Source organism: Rhodococcus koreensis (assembly GCF_900105905.1).
GTDB lineage: Bacteria > Actinomycetota > Actinomycetes > Mycobacteriales > Mycobacteriaceae > Rhodococcus_F > Rhodococcus_F koreensis.
Genome location: NZ_FNSV01000005.1, coordinates 2,735,531 through 2,755,103, shown reverse-complemented (window position 1 = coordinate 2,755,103; position 19,573 = coordinate 2,735,531). Strand labels below are relative to the sequence as shown.

Below are 19,573 nucleotides of genomic sequence, written 5' to 3'. Positions count from 1 at the left end.
CGTTCGTTCACCTTCACGCCTCGGCGGGTCTGGTGCTGGTCAGGGCGACGTTGCCACCTTGTTACTGTCCAGTATGAAGTGCGCAAAATACTCGACGATCGGAAAAGGTGCCACCAGTCGGGGCTGAGGTCTGCCTGCGGACTGGTCTCCGAGCATCACTCTAAGCGCAGATCCTCTGGTTGACCAGGGTCGAAAGTCCCTCTCTCTGAAGAAAAACCGGCGATGTGAGTCGCATCACTCCGGGGCCTCTCAAGTGTAACGAAGCGACCACAAGTGCGATTATTAGCTGGCAGCAAACTCAGGGGGGCGGACTTCCTCTACCGCCACGCAGGTCGCGAGACAGTGACGCTCGCTAACTCTTTGGTCCTAGTTGGAAGGCTCAGATGGTGACGTCGTTCGGTGTTTCGCTCGACTCGGCAACCCCTGCTGGGGGTGCCAGACCCGCTTCGGGTCTCGAACCCCGGCCCAGCGGCAGGCGTGCCTGGCAGGCCGCGTACATCCGGCGACTGTGGGTCTCGGACACGCTGATCGTGATCGCCGCGGTAGCGCTCGCGCAGTGGGTGCGGTTCGGCGACAGAGGCGTCCTGGCCACGTCGGCATTTCCTCAAACTCTCAGCTACACGTTGGTCTCTGCCCTATTGGTCGCGTCATGGCTCGCCACTCTTATCATCTTCCGGACCCGCGCGGTCCGCGTGATCGGGAGCGGACCCGACGAGTACCGGCGTATCTTCGTCTCCACGGTCAGGCTCTTCGGCTTGATCGCCATCGTCTCCCTTCTGTTCCGCCTAGAACTCGCTCGTCTGTACCTTGCGATTGCCTTCCCTGTAGGGCTGGCCGGTCTCATTTTCAGCCGTTGGGCGTGGCGTCGGGTAATCGCCCGTAAGCGTTCCTACGGCGAGTTTCAGACCTCGGTACTCGTCGTGGGCGGTGAACGCGCGGTCCGCAGTTTGGCCGAGTCGTTCGAGCGCGGCACGGCCGACGGCTACAAGGTCGTCGGTCTGTGTATCCCTGGGCACAATGGAGCATCTAATGACAAGATCATTGTGGGAGAGCGTGATATCCCCGTCTTCGGCGACGAGCGTGAGGTCGTGCGCGCCTTGGGTTTCTGCCACGCCGACACAGTCGCGGTGACCGCCACAGAGCACCTCGGACACGAGGGCATGCGGACTCTCGCGTGGGACCTCGAGCCCCACCACGTGGATCTGGTGGTTGCGCCGGGAATGATGGACGTTTCTGGTCCGCGCCTGTCGATGCGGCCGGTGGCCGGACTGCCGCTGATCCACGTGGAGAAGCCGCGATACCACGGCGCTCAGAAGTTCTCGAAACTCTCGTTCGATTTTGTCTTCGCGACAGTTGCGCTCATTCTCATCAGTCCCGCGATGATCGCTGCGGCGCTCGCTATCAAGCTAACGAGCAAAGGCCCGATTCTCTACAAATCGGAACGAATGGGCCTCGACGGCAAGCCGTTCCCGATGCTCAAGTTCCGCAGCATGGTTGTCGATGCGGACCAGCAGGTGGCGTCACTGATGGAAGCGAACGAGGGTGCAGGCGTTCTGTTCAAGATGCGCGACGATCCCCGCGTGACCAGGGTGGGAAGGTTCCTCCGCAAGTACAGCCTCGACGAGTTGCCCCAGTTCGTCAACGTGCTGCGCCGCGAAATGAGCGTTGTGGGTCCGCGGCCGCCCCTGCGGCGGGAGGTGGAGGCCTATGACGGCACGGTGCGCCGCCGGCTGCTGGTCAAGCCAGGAATCACAGGCTTGTGGCAGGTCAGTGGAAGGTCGGATCTCTCGTGGGAGGAGACTGTACGGCTGGATCTCTCATACGTGGAGAACTGGTCGATGATGGGGGACATTCTCATCATCGGGAAAACGATAAATGCAGTATTGGCAGGAGAGGGCGCCTATTAATTCATGACATCAGATAATGCGAGAACTACTGCAAATTATGCCGTCATAAACCACGTGCCCGCGGCGGAACCGATTGAAGCGCACGAAAATAGCGCGTTGGAAGGAGCCGTATGACCATCTTCATCCTTGCTGGTCTCTGCTTGGTTGTTTCCATAGCGGTTCTGAATGCGCCGAAAGATGGTCCGGGAAGGCCTCCGCTGGTCTCGGCATACAATTTGACACTCGGTCTGTTTGTCGTGTACATAATTATTCCCGGATTTCTAATCCTCCTCAATTCTGGCGAGTTCACCTGGGCGCGGTCCTACGGCGGCACGATTCAACTGGATCTGAGCCTTGCAGTGGCAGGTAGTGGGCTCATCGCTTTCATATTTGGTGCGACCCTCGCGCGCCGAGCGCATTTCCGAACGATTGTTGCGAAAACGACACGCCCTTCACGGCACGCTGTGCCGATCGTAGTTCCAATCATATTGATTTGTACCGGAATGCTCCTGAAGTTATATGTGGTGTATACAACCGGTGGAATTGATGCAGCAATCTTACGCCTGTCGAACAGTGCACAGGAAAAGGCAGGAATTCAGGACCTTCAAGCCAGTTCGATCGGTATTCGGACGCTGTCCGGCCTCGCTGATGCCGGTGCGATTTGGCTCGTGGTCCAGTCGCTACGCGATCGGAAGAACCTTGCCTTCTCAGCGACGGTTCTTGTGGTCGTACTTGGCACTAGCTATCTCACCATGGGAAAAAGGTTGGCGCTGATTCTCCCCCTCATCGCGATAGTGCTCGCCATCCACGCCTACAGGCACCGCCTCACAATTAAGTATGCGCCACTAGCGATTGTTGGCGCGCTTGGCTTAGGAATGGCATCGTTGCTTGTGAGGATCCTGCTCCCAGCATCAGAATCCAATACTCGAGTCGATTACAATCAAATAGACTACGCGCGCGGCTCAGTGTTCAACTTTTATTTCTACTCCCTGGAGTTCTCCAGCGTCGAGATGATAAGCGTTGTCAGGAACGCACGTGAGACTATCCTAGGTATGTTCGGTGGTTCGCTTGAAGCGTTCGTAATCACTAACATCCAGCCTATTGCGTTCACGATCCCGCGAAGCCTTTGGCCAGGTAAGCCCGAACGGGTGTACGACATCTCGTACGCGATTACTGCCATTCTCAATGGAACTTCGCTTGACGGCGCAAAGGCAGGCTATGCGAGTTCGATCGTAGGCACCAGCTATGTATATCTTGGGGTTTTTGGGGTTCTAATCGGTCTCGGAATATTTGGCTGGGTAACGGCAGTCGCTGACGGTGCTTTGAAACGAAACGAGTGGAGTGTCGAGGCAATAATCGTTTACGCGCTCGTGTTAACCCTTGTTTTTCATCTCTTCAGGCAGGGGACGCTGGGCTGGACGTTCATCGTCGGAATTATGCAGCAGTATGGAACCATCCTTGGGATATCGATCCTCCTCTTGTTCAGGGTAAACAAGACGGGTCGGGCCGTAAGAGCTCTAGACTCCGCAAGTGAGGTTCGACTTGAAGTAAAAGCAAAGTCGTGAAAGGGCTTAAGTTGCGGCGCATTCTGGTATCGCTATTCTTGAAGGTGCAGGATTTGAAATTCCGTGTCCTGGAGAGGTATTGGAGAATTCGATTCGGAGGTTTCGGCGCAGGTGCACGCATAGCGCTAACGGCTCGGTTGTACGGCCGACGGAAAATTGTAATCGGGGACGGCACTATCTTAAATGACTACGTACATGTTTGGGGGAACGGCGGTGTGCATATTGGAAACAACTGCCTTATTGCTGCCCACTCTGTAATAACCTCTCAGACGCATGATGTAGATGCTGCGATGAAAGGGCTCCTTTACAAGGAAACGTCCGAGGAATCCCAGGTCCAGATCGGTGACAATGTGTGGATTGGCTCCAATGTCACAATCCTGCCCGGTGTATCTATCGGAAACGGCGCGGTTATTGGAGCGGGCGCGGTGGTCGCCAGAGATCTACCTGACTATGTACTGGCGGTCGGCGTGCCGGCTCGCGTGATTCGTTCACTGATACGACCGATACCGTGATGTCGACTATGCGTCTGAGCGCGCTAACGAGCATAGGGGCATCCGCAGCGTCTGCCGCCGCATTGTTTGTAGTGTTCCGTCTAACCGTCGAGGTGCAATCGACCACGCTGATCGGGTGTTGGGCACTACTCCAAGGTCTCTTCATGGTCGCTCGGGTAGCCGATATTGGCGTGGGGAATAATGTCACGAGGCTGGTGGCAGTACAACAATCTGAAGGGACTCCGTTTTCCAAATTCCGCATTGGGGCGGCATCAGTACTTATCACCTCCCTGCCTGTTTCTATTATCTGCGCGTTAATCTATTGGCCGATTACCACTTTTGTTCAACATCGCTATTCAAGTGAACTGCCGCGTTCCGATATAGCCGTACTTGCCGCATCCTGTGCAGTCTTCGCTGTCACATCCTCGGTTTCAACTATTCTTTTGGCCATTCTAGAAGGACTCGGAAAGCTTCCGGCCAAGAATGGAATTCTGATACTCAGCAACGTAGTTGGTGTGGCGCTGGCGTATCCTTTGCTCAGCCGTCACGGGGCGCTGGGACTCGGCCTCGTTTATGGAGCGATCGCGTTTTCCCAACTGCTAATGTCGGTGCTTCTATTGTGCACGTATAGCGACCTCGCTTCGAGTGATGATCGCACCGTGCGCACGCTTATCGGTGTAATGTGGAGGGAGAACGCCAAACTGGGTGCTATTTCCCTGTGTCGCTTGAGCTTTGAGCCGGTAACGAAATTGTTATTGGCTATTACCGGAACGCTGGCGGCCGTTGCTGCCTTCGAACTCGCCCTGCGAGTATCCACACAGGTGCGAGTGTTGGTGCAGTCAGCGCTGCAGCCTCTCTTGGTTGCAGGTTCGCGGAGGCAAGGTGCGGTGTCGTCTGCCGATACTGACAGCCTCTTCGAGAAGAGTGGTTGGATTGTCATTCGTCTAAGCGCGCACATGCTTGAAATTCAATTAATTGCCGCGCCTGCCGTGTGTTTTCTGGGTCTCGGCTATTTTGATACAAACTTCCTCATATTCTTCTTGATACTGATCGTTGGGAATGCTCTGAACTCAAGTGGTCAGGTTGGCTACTTCTACCAATTGTCGAGTGGTGTTATGGATCCGCTAGTCAAAATTCATGGATATATGGCGATCGTAAACGTTGGTCTAGGTCTGATTGGCTCGTGGCTTCTTGGCGCAATTGGTGCCGTCGTGGCCTATGGATTCGCGTTTGCGGTAGGTGGTCTCTCTTGCCTTGGGTTCCTGCCTGCGCGTCGAGGTTCCCCGGGATATTTGCGTCACTTAGCGGCTGCGGCTGGCCTAGCGGGTCTTGTTCGCCTTCTATTCTCAGGGGTCCTTGCATTCGGGGTGCTTATGGTTGCGGATCACATGAACCCGTGGGTAGTGGTTTGTGGGTGCCTCGGGCTGTGCGCTCTTGCGTGTTCGCACGCCGCAGTCTCGCTGCGTCGTGCGTATCGAGTGGGATCGAGTAGGGGTTAACGTGAGAATTGCCGTACTAGTGACGTGTTTCAACCGGGTTGATGTGACGCTGCGTGGGATTGACTCTTTGGTGCGCAGCTTGAATGCTTGCGCGGAACTCGACTACAAGATATTTCTTGTGGACGACGGTTCGTCAGATGGCACTGGGGTTCAAGTAAAGCGTCTGTTTCCCTTTGTTGAGGTCAGTGTCGGGTCTGGAGAACTATATTGGAGCGGGGGGATGACCCGCGCTTTTCGGGCTGCAAGTGCGCACGCGCCATTCGACGCTTATCTATTGTTCAACGACGACGTTGATCTCTTTGAAGTGGAGATACCTCGGTTTCATACCACATATCAGCGTCTGAACGAAGCGCATCCGAGCATCCTGGTGGGCGCCTGTGTCGACCTCCGTGGGAACGTTACCTATGCGGGATTTCGCCTCGGTTCGCCCCTGCGTGTGCTCGACTTCAAGCGGGTGGAACCTGTCGATTCGCCTGTTCCTTGCGACACCTTCAATGCGAATTTTGTCCTGATCCCGGGACGCTTTTTCGAGGAAGTAGGAGGTCTAGATCCGGCTTATTCGCATAGCTATGCGGATATAGATCTGGGCCTTGTCGCAGGAAAGCTAGGAGTGCCATCGTTTGTGTATGAACTCCCTGTCGGCGTCTGTGAAAAAAACGTTCCGCTGAACGTAAAGATTCGCCTTGGTGGAATGCGTGACCGGTGGAAACTGCTATTTAGACACCCCTACGGGTTGGGGCCATATTTTCACTTCGCTTGGAAACATCGCCCTCGATGGGCGTTTCCGCTTATTAGTATGCTGCAGATCTCGAAGCGGCTTCTCTTGCTGGCGGGACTATCTCGCTGAGTGGTGGCTATCGCGTGGGAAGAGCTCACTCTTGAGGGCTGCCCGGTGGATAATTCTGTCGCTATGCCTGTAACGTTCGTGTGAGGTTTCGTCCGGCGAACGGTCGGGGTCCACTAAGAAATCTGGCAGGCTTTACGTGACTGTTTATTGCTACTAAGCTGCCGAACACCAGACAGCCTGACCCTCCGAACTGGAGCGAATGTGATTAGACGCGTTGGTGTATCCCGCAAGATAAGCGGGCGCGTTATTGTTGCCAGCCTACTGACCGCAGTGGCCGTTGTGGTAGGCGTTGGCTTCGCGTACAACGGAAGCTTGAGGCCGCGTGACAACTACGTTTCGAGCTACACGCCCGCTTCGAAGACTCCCGTCGATTCAGCGCCTCTGGTGGCGGTTATCGGCGACTCCTACACTGGTGGTAGCGCTATGGGAGGGTATGGCGCTGGAAACTGGACCGAGATCATCAGGCTACGTCTGAACTCAGCAAATATGCCCGTCCGAATGACTATGTCGGGCCAAGGCGGATCGGGTTATGTGAACCCGGGGAGTAGGGGAACCGTGTTTCCCGGCGAAGCTGCGCGGATCGTAGATCCCTACGACAAAGTTGTGGTGATTTTTGGAAGCCGTAACGACACAAGGCAACCAGTGCAGGCGGTTCGTTCGGCCGCAAACGCGACGTACTCGCAAATCAAGTCGACAGCCGCGAACGCGACGCTTGTTGTGATAGGCCCGGCTTGGACCAACAGAGACGTTCCCCCAGCCATCACGGCGATCCGCGATGTGCTTCGATCCGAAGCGGAAGCCGCAGGTGCTGTCTTCGTGGACCCGCTGACCGAATCCTGGTTCTTCGGCGAAGAGACTACGTTGATTGGGGAGGACGGTGTAAATCCAACAGATGACGGGCATCAGTATTTGGCAGATCGGATCGAGCCATATATTCGGGCAGCTTTGACTGCTTAGTCTGGGTTGGGTGCACGGGCATCGGCGTAATCGGGACCGTCAATTCAGTGGGCTGACTGATTGATTGCACGCTTATCGTCGGCGGAGGGGATTGTATCCGTGAACGGTGCTGCTATCGGTATCGACGGGTACCTGACTTTGTCCGGAGGTCTCAACACTCCGTTAACGAGGTTGGTGCCAGTTGCGGTGTCGGCTCACTCGCGAATGTGATGCCCAACGGTCTCATTCCGGATTGCAAACGGATCACAGGCAGTGCGAGCACGGCCGTCTCCGCCGCATAAATAGCCGTCACTAACGGGTGCCGCGAGTACGAGTCCTCTACGTCCAGTTCGCCCAATAGAATCGACGAACCGAGCTCTTTTAAGCTGTATATCACCTGAAGCGCGACCACCGCAGAATCGAACTATCGTGTATTCCTCCCGGCGCAGGGGCCGGCCAGGACAGTACTGCGAACAGGCTAGCCGCCGAATGCTGCACCCCGGTCACCACGGTCGGCAAGACACGACGAATAGGTCTAGCGGGCGCAGCGGCTGATTGAGGCGCCGTGGAAAGTGGTGCCCCACTGCTAATCGATGTAGGCCTCAACCGGCCTGTACGTGTAATGAGAGGAGCCAGCGAATCTGATCGGGTTCGTACTGTGAGGCCGCCGCATTGAAAGACCCTTCGACGAAATCGTCGCTGGTGCGCACTCGGCCGCGACAACGCACCGCGCAAGGCATAAGTCTGAGGCCAGACTCTCCGCACACGCGATTACGGACCACCGCTACGCTGATTCACGGACTCCGATAATCGATCCGGCGAGCCGAGAATTCGACCGCTGCACACATAGGTGTGGGAGCGTGATGAACCTTTGACGAGAGTGCAACCTGAAACAACCGCGGTTTTGCCGACGATGTCTCTAGTCAGGAGACCAGAGATACGATGAGGTTGGCACGCGTAGGCTTAACGCCCGACTAGGCGTAGAACGCCCGCGTGAAAGTTGGTCACCATGCTATCCATGCTCGGAAAGAACCACGGATCGTGGTTTTCCTCACGCGTATGTGCAACACTGGCGACCAGATCTGCGTACGCGTCTGAACTGTCGTCACTGTAAAGCAGTGAACTTCCCTCTGCCAGATACTCAAATTCAGGGGCATGGAAACTACCGCGCACTGACAGAACTTGCAGATTGAGCGCTAATGCCTCTACGGCGACCAAGCCGATCCGGCCTGGCATTACGACGGCACGTGAGGATGACCCCATCAACGCCTTCTCGCGCGATTTTACTATTCCTAGCGAGATGGTTTGTCCCCGTGTTATCGACGGTTGGAGTAGATGTTCTTGGTCCCCAGTTCCGCCAACAATTAACTTGATCTCTGGATCCATAATCCACAGGCGGTCTAACGCTCTCTGAAGAAACTCAATTCTCTTTGACTGGTCCAGCCCGCCAATGAAACAAAACGTCTTTTCCTTTATTAGGCCGTGCCTGCTCTGGAAGTTCATGATCTCTCCCTCGGAGAGGGTGCGTAGTTCTGACATCAGAGATGACGTGTCGACCGTATTCATGACTGTAGTGATTCTCGATTCAGGCACACCGGCAGATAGTGCGTATCTGCGACCGCCGGATGTGTAGGCAAACACGTGGTCGCCTGCCTTAATCTGCCATCGCTCGAGAAGTTGGTCGAACCGATTGAAAGGTGCAACGTATGAATCGATGTGCCCCCAAAGCCCTACCTTGTGATTGTGCACAAGTCGACTTGCCAGACTGAAATATGTATCAGGCGAGGAACCCAGTAGACCGACGACGACTGCGTCGGAGGACTTGATATCGCGCCAAGTCAAGGATTTCTGCACAGAAATCCCGCCTATGCTGATCGAGCGTGTCGGCTTTTCGACCTGCCACTCATTGAGTAGTGCAGCATCACCGCGAAGAGCTTGACTGCCGCTCGGATGCTGCGCATGAATTTCGCATGAAATTCCAGAGTCAGCAAGCTTACTAACTAGCTTAGAGAAGAACGGTACACGGTACGACGGAACGTACGGCTGTACGATGATTACTTTAGTCATTATTGCTCACAGACCGCTGGTAGATTTGTTCAAGATTGGTGACGGTATCGGAGATGCTGAGTTGCTCGGTAGCCGTCTTGCGCGCGCTCATACCAAGACGAACCCTCTTTTTGTGGTCGGTGAGCAAGTCTATGACAGCGGCCGCAATTGCGTTGACACTCTCATTCGTGACAATGCCTGATTCTGACTCAGTTATCAAATCGGCTAATCCGCAGCTGTCGGTAATAATCACAGGCTTGCCGAGTGCCATCGCTTCAATTACGGTCATTGGATATGGCTCGTTTATTGAGGGCAGAACGTATATGTCGCATCGCTCCATACGGCTAGCAGTCATATCGGGGGGAATCGGGCCCTCCCATTCAATATCGGCACCGGAAGTGGCGATCATTTCCTCCACACGACCGGCTTCGCCCTCATCTGGGCCAACAATTCGAAACTTTGCTTGGTAACCCCGCTCGTTTAGTATATTTGCGAGTTCAACAAATGCAGTTGGCCTTTTTCTGGATTGCAATCGTGCGAGAAATAAAATCTCCGGAACCACGTTGGGTGATCGGTGGGTCATTGAGGGCGATTTAATACCATTGTTGATTATTGAGGTGATAGCGCGGGACCGAGAGACGGACTTAATGCTGAGTTCTTCATTTGTTGTTAAGCAGAGAACTTCTTTGGATCCCCGAAGGGTAGGGCGTGTTAGAAGGAAATCCAGTGGCCTAGCGACAGCTTTGTTCGTTTGGATGATCATTCCGTGCGTCTGCGCGATCACCGGTAGGCCGAGTGCCAGCGCGAGGCGAGCGGCAGGCAACGTTACAAGGTCCCGAGCGAGATGGACGTGAACAACATCGAAATCGCGGTGGTGACGGGCTATCCAAGCAAGCAAGCCGGGCGCAGCTAAACCGGCAAATCCAAGTCGCTTGTGAACGGCATAAGCACCGAATAGTTGTAGTGGAACGGTATCTGCGCTTTTCGGTAAGCGGTCATAGCCCCGATGTCCTGCCGCTAGCGTGACGCTATGTCCGCGGGACTGGAGTTCATTTAGTTGATTAAGGGACACCCGTGCCGGCCCGCCGTACTCCCCAAATGGTGACATGAGAGTTAGGACATGCAGAATCTTCACGCTGGGCCCTCATTTGCGGGTTTCGGGGGGGTGGCGGTATGACTGGCGCCTGGAGCGAGAACGCGGCATCGCGCTGGTACGTCCTTGAAGATTAGGGTTTTTGCTCCAATTAAAGAATTGTTGCCGATTCTCACGCCGCGAAGAATGGTGCTCTGCGCTGCGAGCCATGCTCCGTCCTCAATGACTATCGATCCGTTGTCGAACTCGAACGAAGGTGAACTAAATTTGTGGCTTCCAGTGCATAGGAACACGTCTTGGGATACGCAAACGTTGGAGCCAATTGTCACAGGCTCCAGGTTTAGTATCCACACCCCCTCGCCTATCCAGGAATTTTTATCTATCGATAGCTTCCAAGGCCAATGAATCCGCACGCGATGTCGGATAAGGACATTGCGTCCGACGGAGGCGCCGAAGAGGCGCAGAATTGCAAGTCGGACGGTGTTAGGGCACCACCAGCGCATGAAGATAAGCCCTGAGACGGTCATCCAGCTGACCTGTGCAATTTTCCCGCGCCCTTTGTCATACCCAAAGCCAACAAATTGAGATAGGTCGCGATCGGAATTGGCACAGCGCCGTGTTGAATCATTATTCATGCGGACGTTCTCCTGAGGCTGTTTCGCGCAGCAAGGCGGTTTACCCATCGATCGAATTTGTCAAGAGCAGCTTCTTCGCTCAAATTATTCGCGTGGAATTGAAGCCCCTTCTTTCCTAACTCAGTGGCGAGTGGCTGATTGGCAGCCAATTCGATGACCGCGGAAAGGAGTCGGGCAGGGTCACCTGGAGGCACGATTATGCCACCGCCGGATGCTTTGATCTCTTGGGCGGTTGTGCTGTGCTCGTTGGTCGCCGCCACGACCGATTTGCCAGTCGCGAAGTAAGTCGTCAACTTGCTAGGAACCGCCATATCAGTTATATGCGGCAGCTCGTTGACCAGCAGCATGTCGGCAGCATTCAGTGCGGATCTGAAGTCAAAATCGTTCAAGGGGCGGACGAACTGAAGGTTGGGGATCGAGGAGCCGAGATGCTCTAATTTCGCGCGCTGATTTCCGTCTCCCAGAAGAACAAAGCGGATATTCTCGGATGTGTTTTCTGCTAGACGCGCGGCTTCCACAACGTTCTCTAGTCCTTGTTTTGCGCCCATATTTCCTGCGTGCAGTACGACCGTTTCAGTTGGATTCCAATTAAGTAGCTGGCGAGTCGCGAGCGCATCGCGCACTGCACCGCTTTTCACGTGCGTCCAGTTTCTTATTACATCGATTTTCGAATCATCGACCGATAGCTCGGAGCACAGATGCTGACGAAATCGTTCATGGATAACGGCGATACCGTCGGCCGCTCGTAGAGTTGCCGACTCGAATGCGTGCGCTCCGCGTGCAAAAGCGTGGGGAGCGGAAGAGGTCTCGATTATTCCCCTGCTATAGAGATCCTGAACCCAAATGCCGATACCTGGGCGATTTTTGGCCGCGACACGTGCACGAGCGACGATCATTGCCGCCGAAATGAGTGCAGGCGTCACGCAGACGATGACATCCGGGTTGTCCCAATTCTGTGTTGCGGCTCTAAGTCCAAATGTGCCCTCGAGTAAAATGCGATTTGCATTGTTTGGGGCACTTGGCGTGTACTGACGAACTCGTCGAATATTGACGCCGTCGCATTGTTCGTTTCGTGTCATGCCGGTATATTCCGCATCCACTTTCCATGCCGGATAATGTGGGAATCCAGTTACGACACGAACGTCGTGGCCGGATCTAGCCAATCCACGCGCCAATCCCGTTGTGTAAGGAGCGATACCCGTCACCTCGGGGGTGTAGTTTAGGCCAAGGAGGGTTAGGCGGAGCGGTCTAGGGGTCACGGGTCGTCAGCTTAGTTCGATTCCCGTTGTGGCGCCTACTCCCAACGGCGCCCGAGAGTGGTAACGCCGGGATGCTGTCGCGTCATGGGTGGCCAGACCGAGCGGGCAGTGTGGCGTGGAGGGTCGTTGTAGCGGCATAGTGCGTTTCGATCGGCTGGTCCCTGCAGTGGTGGGTCGTTTGTGGGCGTGGCGCACGTAGCCTGCATGCGGTTGGGGCGCTTTGGCTCAACGCCGCGGTCTCATCACGAGTGGAATCGACTAGTCTGTGGTGAGATCTTGCCTAGGACCGGCATTTATATGTCCCACAGCGGTCCAAATCTCAGACATAGTTCGGGTTCTGCACCACGCTGCCGTCGAACTGCTTGAGCGATGGATGGTGAGAGACGAGGTTCGAAGGGCGATACCATCTGTCGCACATGACCTGCGGTGGAACTAGGCTACCGTCCGACCACGGTGGTCAAGAGAAGAGTCTGGAGCAAGTATGAAGCGGGCGTTAATCACAGGCATCACGGGGCAGGACGGTTCGTACTTGGCGGAGCTTCTCCTCGGAAAAGGTTACGAGGTGCACGGGCTGATTCGTCGTTCGTCGACGTTCAACACCTCGCGGATAGAGCACTTGTATGTCGATCCGCACGACCCCGACGCGAAGCTCTTCCTGCACTACGGCGACCTAAGCGATGGAGCCCGCCTTGTGACGTTGTTGGCTGGGATTCGCCCGGACGAGGTTTACAACCTCGCTGCACAGTCCCACGTCCGCGTGAGCTTCGATGAACCGGAACATACTGGTAACACGACTGGGGTTGGATCCATCCGACTCCTCGAAGCCGTCCGGTTGGCGGGTTTGGACTGCAAGTTCTATCAGGCATCGAGCTCCGAAATGTTTGGAGCGACACCGCCTCCGCAGAACGAGGAAACTCCCTTCTACCCTCGCTCTCCCTACGGCGCTGCGAAGGTCTACTCCTATTGGGTGACAAAGAACTACCGCGAGGCGTACGGCATCTTTGCAGTCAACGGCATCCTTTTCAATCATGAGTCGCCTCGTCGCGGTGAGACCTTCGTGACCCGCAAGATCACGCGGGCCGTTGCGCGAATCAGGGCCGGAGTTGAGGACCACGTTTACATGGGCAACCTCGATGCGGTCCGTGACTGGGGCTACGCCCCCGAGTACGTCGAAGGTATGTGGCGAATGTTGCAGGCCGACGAACCGGACGACTACTGCCTCGCGACTGGGGGAAACTACTCGGTTCGAGACTTTTTGACGGTGGCGTTCGATCATGCGGGTCTCAATTGGGAAGACCACGTGCGTTTCGATGAGCGTTACCTTCGTCCCACGGAGGTCGATGCATTGATCGGTGACGCGAGCAAGGCTGAGATGAAGCTGGGTTGGAAGGCTCAGGTGCATACGCCCGAGCTCGCCAGAATCATGGTCGATGCCGACATTGAAGCGCTCAAGCACGAGGGCAAACCCTGGATTGACTCGCCAGCGCATCCCGACTGGGAAATCCTGTGATTTCCGACACCTTCGTGCCGCAGCGGTTGGATCGGGCGACGCCGTTCTACATCGCCGGTCACCGGGGTCTGGTTGGCTCAGCTATCTGGCGTCAGCTTGTGGCGAAGGGCTTCGACAACCTGATCGGGCGTTCATCCAGTGAAGTCGATCTGCGTGACAGGGATGCCGTCTTCGGCTTCTTCGCAACCGAGAAGCCTCGCAACGTCGTGCTCGCTGCAGCGAAGGTCGGCGGAATCATGGCGAACAATACGTACCCCGTCGACTTCCTCTCCGAGAACATGCGCATCCAACTGAACGTCCTCGACGCGGCATTGGAACACGGCGTCGAGCGCCTGCTCTTCCTCGGATCGTCCTGCATTTACCCCAAGCTTGCCCCTCAGCCGATTAAGGAGGAGTACCTCCTGACTGGCCACCTCGAACCTACAAACGATGCCTACGCAATCGCGAAGATCGCTGGCATTCTGCATATCCAGGCGGTGCGGCGCCAGTACGGACTTCCTTGGATATCCGCCATGCCGACGAACCTGTACGGGCAAGGTGACAACTTCTCACCGCAGGGATCGCACGTGCTGCCCGCACTTATTCGTCGCTACGACGAAGCCCGTCGCGAGGGAACCGAGGCCGTTACGAACTGGGGCACAGGCTCACCGCGCCGCGAGTTCTTGCATGTGGACGACATGGCATCGGCATGCCTCCACCTTCTCGAGAATTACGACGGCCCTGATCAGGTGAACGTGGGCACCGGCCGAGACTCGACAATCAAAGAAGTCGCACAAATCGTGGCCGAAGAAGTTGGCTACACCGGCCGAATCGAATGGGATACATCAAAGCCCGACGGTACGCCCCGGAAGCTGCTCGATATCACTATGCTGCGTGAGTCCGGTTGGGAACCCAGCATCGGTCTCCGCGAGGGGATCGCATCAACGATTGCGTGGTACCGAGACCACGTGAACGTTGTGCGCAGCTGAATGAGTCATCCGTTCTGATCGCAGGCCAATTCCCCTGAATGTGAGATCGTAGTGACCACACGCATTGCTGTATTCGGGACCGGCTACCTAGGGGCCACCCACGCCGCCTGTATGGCGGAACTTGGGCATGACGTCCTCGGTGTGGACGTCGACCCGGCAAAACTAGCCAAGCTCGAATCCGGCGAGGTGCCCTTCTACGAGCCGGGGCTGGAAGAGGTGTTGCAACGCAACATTGCTGCAGGACGGTTGCGTTTCACGTCCTCATACGACGAGGCTGCGGCTTTTGCCGACGTCCACTTCCTCGGAGTCGGCACCCCGCAGAAGAAGGGAGAATTCGCCGCCGACCTGAAGTACGTCGATGCCGTGGTTACCACCCTTGCGCCGCTGATTTCCGGTCCGGCGGTGATCTTCGGTAAGTCCACCGTTCCCGTGGGCACGGCTGAGCGTCTGGCTGTACTGGCGCGCGAGCTATCGCCAGCTGGCGAGGGCCTCGAGGTGGCCTGGAACCCTGAATTTCTCCGCGAGGGGTTTGCTGTCCAAGACACGCTGCACCCAGACCGCTTAGTCCTCGGAGTCGACCGCGACCGCCCCGGTCGGGCCGAGGAAGTAGCGCGCGACGTCTATTCAAAACTCCTCGACGAAGACATCCCATTTCTCGTCACTGATCTGGCGACAGCTGAACTTGTGAAGGCATCAGCGAATGCCTTTCTCGCCACCAAGATTTCGTTTATCAACGCGATATCCGAGGTATGTGAGGCAGCGGGGGCAGACGTGACAGTGTTGGCCGACGCGATCGGCCACGATGCTCGTATCGGTCGGCGCTTCTTAAATGCAGGTGTCGGCTTCGGTGGAGGCTGTCTCCCGAAAGATATCCGTGCCTTCATGGCACGGGCCGGTGAACTCGGAGCAGATCAGGCTCTCACCTTCCTGCGCGAGGTCGACAACATCAACATGCGGCGCCGCACTCGCATGGTCGAGCTGGCGCGGGAAGCCTGCGGGTCACTGCTCGGGGCGCGCGTCGCAGTACTCGGAGCAGCGTTCAAACCCGACTCAGACGACGTGCGCGACTCGCCGGCGCTCAACGTCGCAGGACAAATTCAGCTGCAAGGCGCTGCAGTGACGGTATATGATCCCAAAGCGATGGAGAATTCGCAGGCACTATTTCCGACGCTCGGGTACGCCACGACCGCATTCGATGCCTGCGAGGGCGCCGATGTGATCCTAGTGCTGACAGAATGGCCTGAATTCAGAAAACTACAGCCCGAAGATCTCAATGAGGTGGTGCGCAAGCGCGTGCTCATCGACGGTCGGAATTGTCTTGATCCGCAACAGTGGCGTGATGCGGGATGGACGTATCGTGGGCTGGGACGCCCCTAGGCAACTGCGGTGTCCCTCATCCGTCTTCGTGGCCGTGAGGGGCCTGCTCAGCGGCAGACAGCAAGTTAGGTCTAGCCCATGCGGAAATTGGTCACGTTGCTGGTGGGCGCACTTAGTGCGTTCACCATCCTCGTCGGTGGCATAGGTGTTGTGGGTTATTTCGGCTACAACAAGTCACGGGTTGACCCCGTACAGCAAGTGGACGCAATTATCGTGCTCGGCGGTGAACATGATGGCCGCGAGGAGTATGGAATGAGCCTTGCCCAGCAAGGAATCGCAAATCACGTGATTCTATCCAATCCGTACTGGCCCGGTGACAAGAAGATCGCTGCCTTCTGTGCGAGCAAGGACACTCGCTTCACTGTCGTCTGCATACAGCCCGCGCCAAGCACTACCCGTGGCGAGGCACTTTTCACACGGAAATTAGTCGAGACCAACGGATGGAACCGTGTGCTGGTGATCAGCTGGCGATTCCATCTACCTAGAGCGCGCTACATCTTCTCCCAATGCTTCGACGGTGAGATCGTCATGCGGCCCGTGCCACGCGACTACGACTACAGCCTCGCCGAGTGGGAGTACACGTACCTGTATCAAACGGTCGGGTTCATCAAGGCCGTAGTCCAAGGGCCGTGCTAGCGGAGGCTGCCCGGAACCTTCTCGAACGCGATGCTGCCGGCATCGGCGAGAATGTATCCGACTATCGCCATCGACACGCCAGCCAATCCCATCCACATCGCAAGCAACATCGTGCGGAGCCGATACCGAGGACGAGTGCGGTCTAATGCCTGCTCGGCAACTGCGGTAAACGGCGCGACCGAACCGAGCACGCCGACAGCGAAGAACGGGTAGCCATGCCCGCTCGGGCCCGATGCGACCATGATGCCGAGCAACATACACGCACACGAGTTGAGTGGCAGTGCAACTCGGCCCGCACCGATACGGGGGCCGGCGACCGTCACGGCCAGGTAGTGCACCAGTGCCCCCACCGCGCCACCGGCTGCGACCCACAACACATAGTTGATCGACGTCGACGCGTTCATTGCGCATGTCTCCCCACACGACTGCTGCGCGTCGACAGAACCCACCCGCACGCCCTGCCGGCCCACGCCGCACCGACAGTCAAAACCGACGTCAACGCCAGATACAGCAGCCCCATCCGGGGAGAGGTGAGCGTGACGCCCTGTACCGCAAAGAAGCTGAACGTTGTAAAACCGGAAAGTACGCCGTACATGAGGAACGCACGCACAATGGCCGTCGAATCCTGATCCCCGTCCGGAATAGCGCCGATAGACAAACCAAACAGGAAGCACCCCGCCACGTTGATGGCGAAAGTGGTGAGCGGAAAGTGCATTGCGTCGTCCGGCCACCACCGCCACATCTGGTATCGGCACGCAGCGCCCACTGCGCCACCCGTCGCCACAGCCAGGGCGGTGGCGGCGGTGCGAGAGGTGTCAGAGAACATTCCGAATCAGGCGCCGCAGTTCGGCACGTCCACGGTGACAGTTGGATCATCTACCAGGGGTTGCACCGGAACTCGCGCCTCGCCGGGGGCGGCGGGCTCGGTCAGCTGGTACTTGATTTCCGTTGTCTGGCCCTGCCTGACGGGGACCAGCACGTCGAACAGTGGGTGGCCCATTTCCTTACCCGTCAGGAACACAGCTGGCTTACCGTCCACCGTCACGTTCCGCAGCTGTGCACCTTGGGTCGCAAGAAGTGACACAGCCGACACGTTGGTGCCCTTAGGCACGCCGAGGGTGTTGATGAATGTTCCCGCAACGTAGTCGGGGAAGTCGCCCGCCGGTGTGTTGTTCGTCAACTTCACCGTCACCGTTGAGCGGCGGGTATCACCGGCGCAACTCTCAGCCGTGTAGTCGATCTCACGCGTCGTGTGGTAATCGAGTTTGCCGCCGGCCTGGTTGTTGATGACCACCCCGGCAAACGGGGCAGCATCGTTGGGAACGGTGTGACCCAACAGGGTCCCGGAAAGAATGGCCTGTTCCTCCGGGTGCGTGCTCCACACTGCGATTCGGCGCTCGCCCGCAGCCCGTCCGAGTGCGTCGAGCAACTTCTGCGGCGACTGGATCTGGCCGGTCATCTTGTCGATCACCCGGGAGGCCACCGTCTGCAGATACTGCTTACGGGCGTTGTTGTCGTCGGCGAATCGGACGTAGGCAGTCGACTCGGTCAGCTCCACCACGTTGTCGGCGTTGATCACCTCGCCGTCCGGCATCTTGACCGGGCCGATCGCGTCCAACACATAGCTGAGCGCGATCGGGTCGGTCGCAATCGCACCGTCCACTTGCTCGCCTGATTCCTGGGCCCACATCGATTTCCAGATCTGCGCCGCATAGGGAAAGTGTGAACTCAAGTTACTGTTACGAATGTCTGTGGTTGGCCGGCTCTGCCCGTATTGGGCGGCGAATTCCGGGCCCAGATCCAACGGCGCGGCTGCGCCGACAAGGTCCGAGTTCCGCCCTAGCGTGTCCACCCGTGCCACACCATCATTCGCGCGAATGACACCGAAGCCGCCCAGCAGGCCGCCCGTTCCGCGCGCCTCGGCGTTGGTTTGGAAGGCCATGAAGTAGTTGCGTGGGCCGTCTGCGCCCAGCATCGTGGGTGCCAGCTTCGCGGCAATTGCGGTATTCCCCAACAGCTTCGACAGCTCCGAAAGCTGGTCCTGCAGTTGTGTACGAGCATCGGAAACCGACGCCAGGTATGTCGGCTCGTCGATAGCCTGCGCCTGATCGTCCCAACGCTGCGCAGCGACGGCAGTCTGATCCAGTACGGGCGCGGCGTCCTGCAGGGGTCGCAAATTCACCTTGCCGCCCGAGGCGATGAGTTGGTTTGGCGCCAGAGAAGTTCCGGCTGCCACCGCGGGTGTGAGCACCTCCGACGTCAGGCCGCGTACCACCTCGGAGATCTGCTGCGAAGTCTCGAGCGGGCTGCCCAGCCACGGAATGGCGGAAGCGACGCTCCACGGGACGTTGTGGGTGTAGTCGTACGCCTGGTTCGCGTACTTGTCTGCGTCGGCCGATGACCGCTCCGCGTCTTCTGTATTACCGTCCAGTAACGCGTCTTTCGCGAGCTGTGCGTGGTTGCGCGCCTCGAACAGATTCGCGCGTGCTTCCCTGGCCGAATAGCCGAGCCACAGGCCCAGTGCGACCACCACCAGCAGGGCCACGAAACCGCCCGTGATCAGGGAACGCTTGCGCTTGTAGGACTTGCTGCGGACATTGGTGCGCTTGCGGATGCGACGAACCGAGGGCTCGCCCGCGGAAGTGCCCGAAGCGCCGGGATTCTCGGCGTCACCGCGGGATTGATCGTTCACGGATCGTGGCTCCTGTCATTGTGGTTGCGTAGAGGATACTGTGACGTGCGTCGCAGGTTTGACCCCCGCGTGGTGAGGAACGCGCTTGCTCATTATTGTCTGAGTAGCGAATTTCGCGAACCGGGAGTCATCG

General features: G+C 57.2%; 16 protein-coding genes and 1 pseudogene. 10 read left to right on the top strand and 7 right to left on the bottom strand.

The window, feature by feature from the left end:
* Positions 1-383 precede the first annotated feature (383 nt).
* The 6 genes and pseudogenes from BLV94_RS17345 (at position 384) to BLV94_RS17325 (ending at position 7,245) form a co-directional block, all read left to right on the top strand.
* Positions 384-1,907 (top strand): sugar transferase, encoded by a 1,524-nt coding sequence (locus BLV94_RS17345; RefSeq protein ID WP_072937472.1) that lies wholly within the window; start codon positions 384-386, stop codon positions 1,905-1,907.
* Positions 1,908-2,017: 110 nt separating this feature from the next.
* Positions 2,018-3,451, top strand: a complete 1,434-nt coding sequence (locus BLV94_RS17340; protein WP_143051397.1) for a hypothetical protein — start codon at positions 2,018-2,020, stop codon at positions 3,449-3,451.
* Between the two features lie 338 nt (positions 3,452-3,789).
* A pseudogene (locus BLV94_RS50915) lies at positions 3,790-3,963 on the top strand (DapH/DapD/GlmU-related protein); the annotation flags it as partial.
* A gap of 143 nt (positions 3,964-4,106) precedes the next feature.
* Positions 4,107-5,441, top strand: coding sequence for a lipopolysaccharide biosynthesis protein (locus BLV94_RS48735; protein WP_143051396.1), 1,335 nt, complete (start codon positions 4,107-4,109; stop codon positions 5,439-5,441).
* Position 5,442: 1 nt separating this feature from the next.
* Positions 5,443-6,288 carry a glycosyltransferase family 2 protein gene (locus BLV94_RS17330; protein WP_167372166.1) on the top strand — a complete coding sequence of 282 codons (846 nt, stop codon included), beginning with the start codon at positions 5,443-5,445 and terminating at the stop codon, positions 6,286-6,288.
* Between the two features lie 201 nt (positions 6,289-6,489).
* Positions 6,490-7,245: an SGNH/GDSL hydrolase family protein gene (locus tag BLV94_RS17325; protein ID WP_143051395.1), complete on the top strand. Its 756-nt coding sequence runs from the start codon at positions 6,490-6,492 to the stop codon at positions 7,243-7,245.
* 942 nt (positions 7,246-8,187) lie between these two features.
* On the opposite strand, the gene BLV94_RS47930 is transcribed toward BLV94_RS17325, so the two are convergent.
* From BLV94_RS47930 to BLV94_RS17300, 4 genes are all read right to left on the bottom strand, one after another.
* The gene (locus BLV94_RS47930; RefSeq protein ID WP_083395592.1) at positions 8,188-9,291 is read right to left on the bottom strand and encodes a glycosyltransferase; all 1,104 of its coding nucleotides are present in this window, start codon (positions 9,289-9,291) and stop codon (positions 8,188-8,190) included.
* Positions 9,284-10,405, bottom strand: coding sequence for a glycosyltransferase (locus BLV94_RS17310; RefSeq protein WP_072937466.1), 1,122 nt, complete (start codon positions 10,403-10,405; stop codon positions 9,284-9,286). Before BLV94_RS17310 ends, BLV94_RS47930 begins: the two co-directional genes overlap by 8 nt.
* Positions 10,402-10,866 (bottom strand): LbetaH domain-containing protein, encoded by a 465-nt coding sequence (locus BLV94_RS17305; protein WP_341866520.1) that lies wholly within the window; start codon positions 10,864-10,866, stop codon positions 10,402-10,404. Before BLV94_RS17305 ends, BLV94_RS17310 begins: the two co-directional genes overlap by 4 nt.
* Before the next feature lie 128 nt (positions 10,867-10,994).
* On the bottom strand, positions 10,995-12,203 hold the full coding sequence (locus BLV94_RS17300; RefSeq protein WP_244163611.1) for a glycosyltransferase: 1,209 nt from the start codon (positions 12,201-12,203) through the stop codon (positions 10,995-10,997).
* A 535-nt stretch (positions 12,204-12,738) separates the two neighbouring features.
* Here BLV94_RS17300 and gmd point away from each other — a divergent pair.
* The 4 genes from gmd to BLV94_RS17280 all read left to right on the top strand — a co-directional run bounded on the left by gmd (position 12,739) and on the right by BLV94_RS17280 (position 16,748).
* Positions 12,739-13,767, top strand: coding sequence for a GDP-mannose 4,6-dehydratase (gene gmd, locus BLV94_RS17295; protein WP_072937463.1), 1,029 nt, complete (start codon positions 12,739-12,741; stop codon positions 13,765-13,767).
* Positions 13,767-14,735, top strand: a complete 969-nt coding sequence (locus BLV94_RS17290) for a GDP-L-fucose synthase family protein (protein WP_072937598.1) — start codon at positions 13,767-13,769, stop codon at positions 14,733-14,735. Before gmd ends, BLV94_RS17290 begins: the two co-directional genes overlap by 1 nt.
* A gap of 51 nt (positions 14,736-14,786) precedes the next feature.
* Positions 14,787-16,112 carry a UDP-glucose dehydrogenase family protein gene (locus BLV94_RS17285; RefSeq protein ID WP_072937462.1) on the top strand — a complete coding sequence of 442 codons (1,326 nt, stop codon included), beginning with the start codon at positions 14,787-14,789 and terminating at the stop codon, positions 16,110-16,112.
* A 78-nt stretch (positions 16,113-16,190) separates the two neighbouring features.
* On the top strand, positions 16,191-16,748 hold the full coding sequence (locus tag BLV94_RS17280) for a YdcF family protein (protein ID WP_072937461.1): 558 nt from the start codon (positions 16,191-16,193) through the stop codon (positions 16,746-16,748).
* Here the strand turns inward: BLV94_RS17280 and BLV94_RS17275 are convergent.
* From BLV94_RS17275 to BLV94_RS17265, 3 genes are read right to left on the bottom strand one after another with little or no spacing between them, the layout of a single operon-like run.
* The gene (locus BLV94_RS17275; RefSeq protein WP_072937460.1) at positions 16,745-17,152 is read right to left on the bottom strand and encodes a hypothetical protein; all 408 of its coding nucleotides are present in this window, start codon (positions 17,150-17,152) and stop codon (positions 16,745-16,747) included. The two genes, BLV94_RS17280 and BLV94_RS17275, sit on opposite strands and share 4 nt — an antisense overlap.
* Complete coding sequence (locus BLV94_RS17270; protein WP_072937459.1) at positions 17,149-17,574, bottom strand: fluoride efflux transporter FluC; 426 nt, start codon at positions 17,572-17,574, stop codon at positions 17,149-17,151. The genes BLV94_RS17275 and BLV94_RS17270 overlap by 4 nt, the downstream gene beginning before the upstream one ends.
* A 6-nt stretch (positions 17,575-17,580) precedes the next feature.
* Positions 17,581-19,440, bottom strand: coding sequence for a DUF4012 domain-containing protein (locus tag BLV94_RS17265; RefSeq protein ID WP_072937458.1), 1,860 nt, complete (start codon positions 19,438-19,440; stop codon positions 17,581-17,583).
* Positions 19,441-19,573 lie beyond the last annotated feature (133 nt).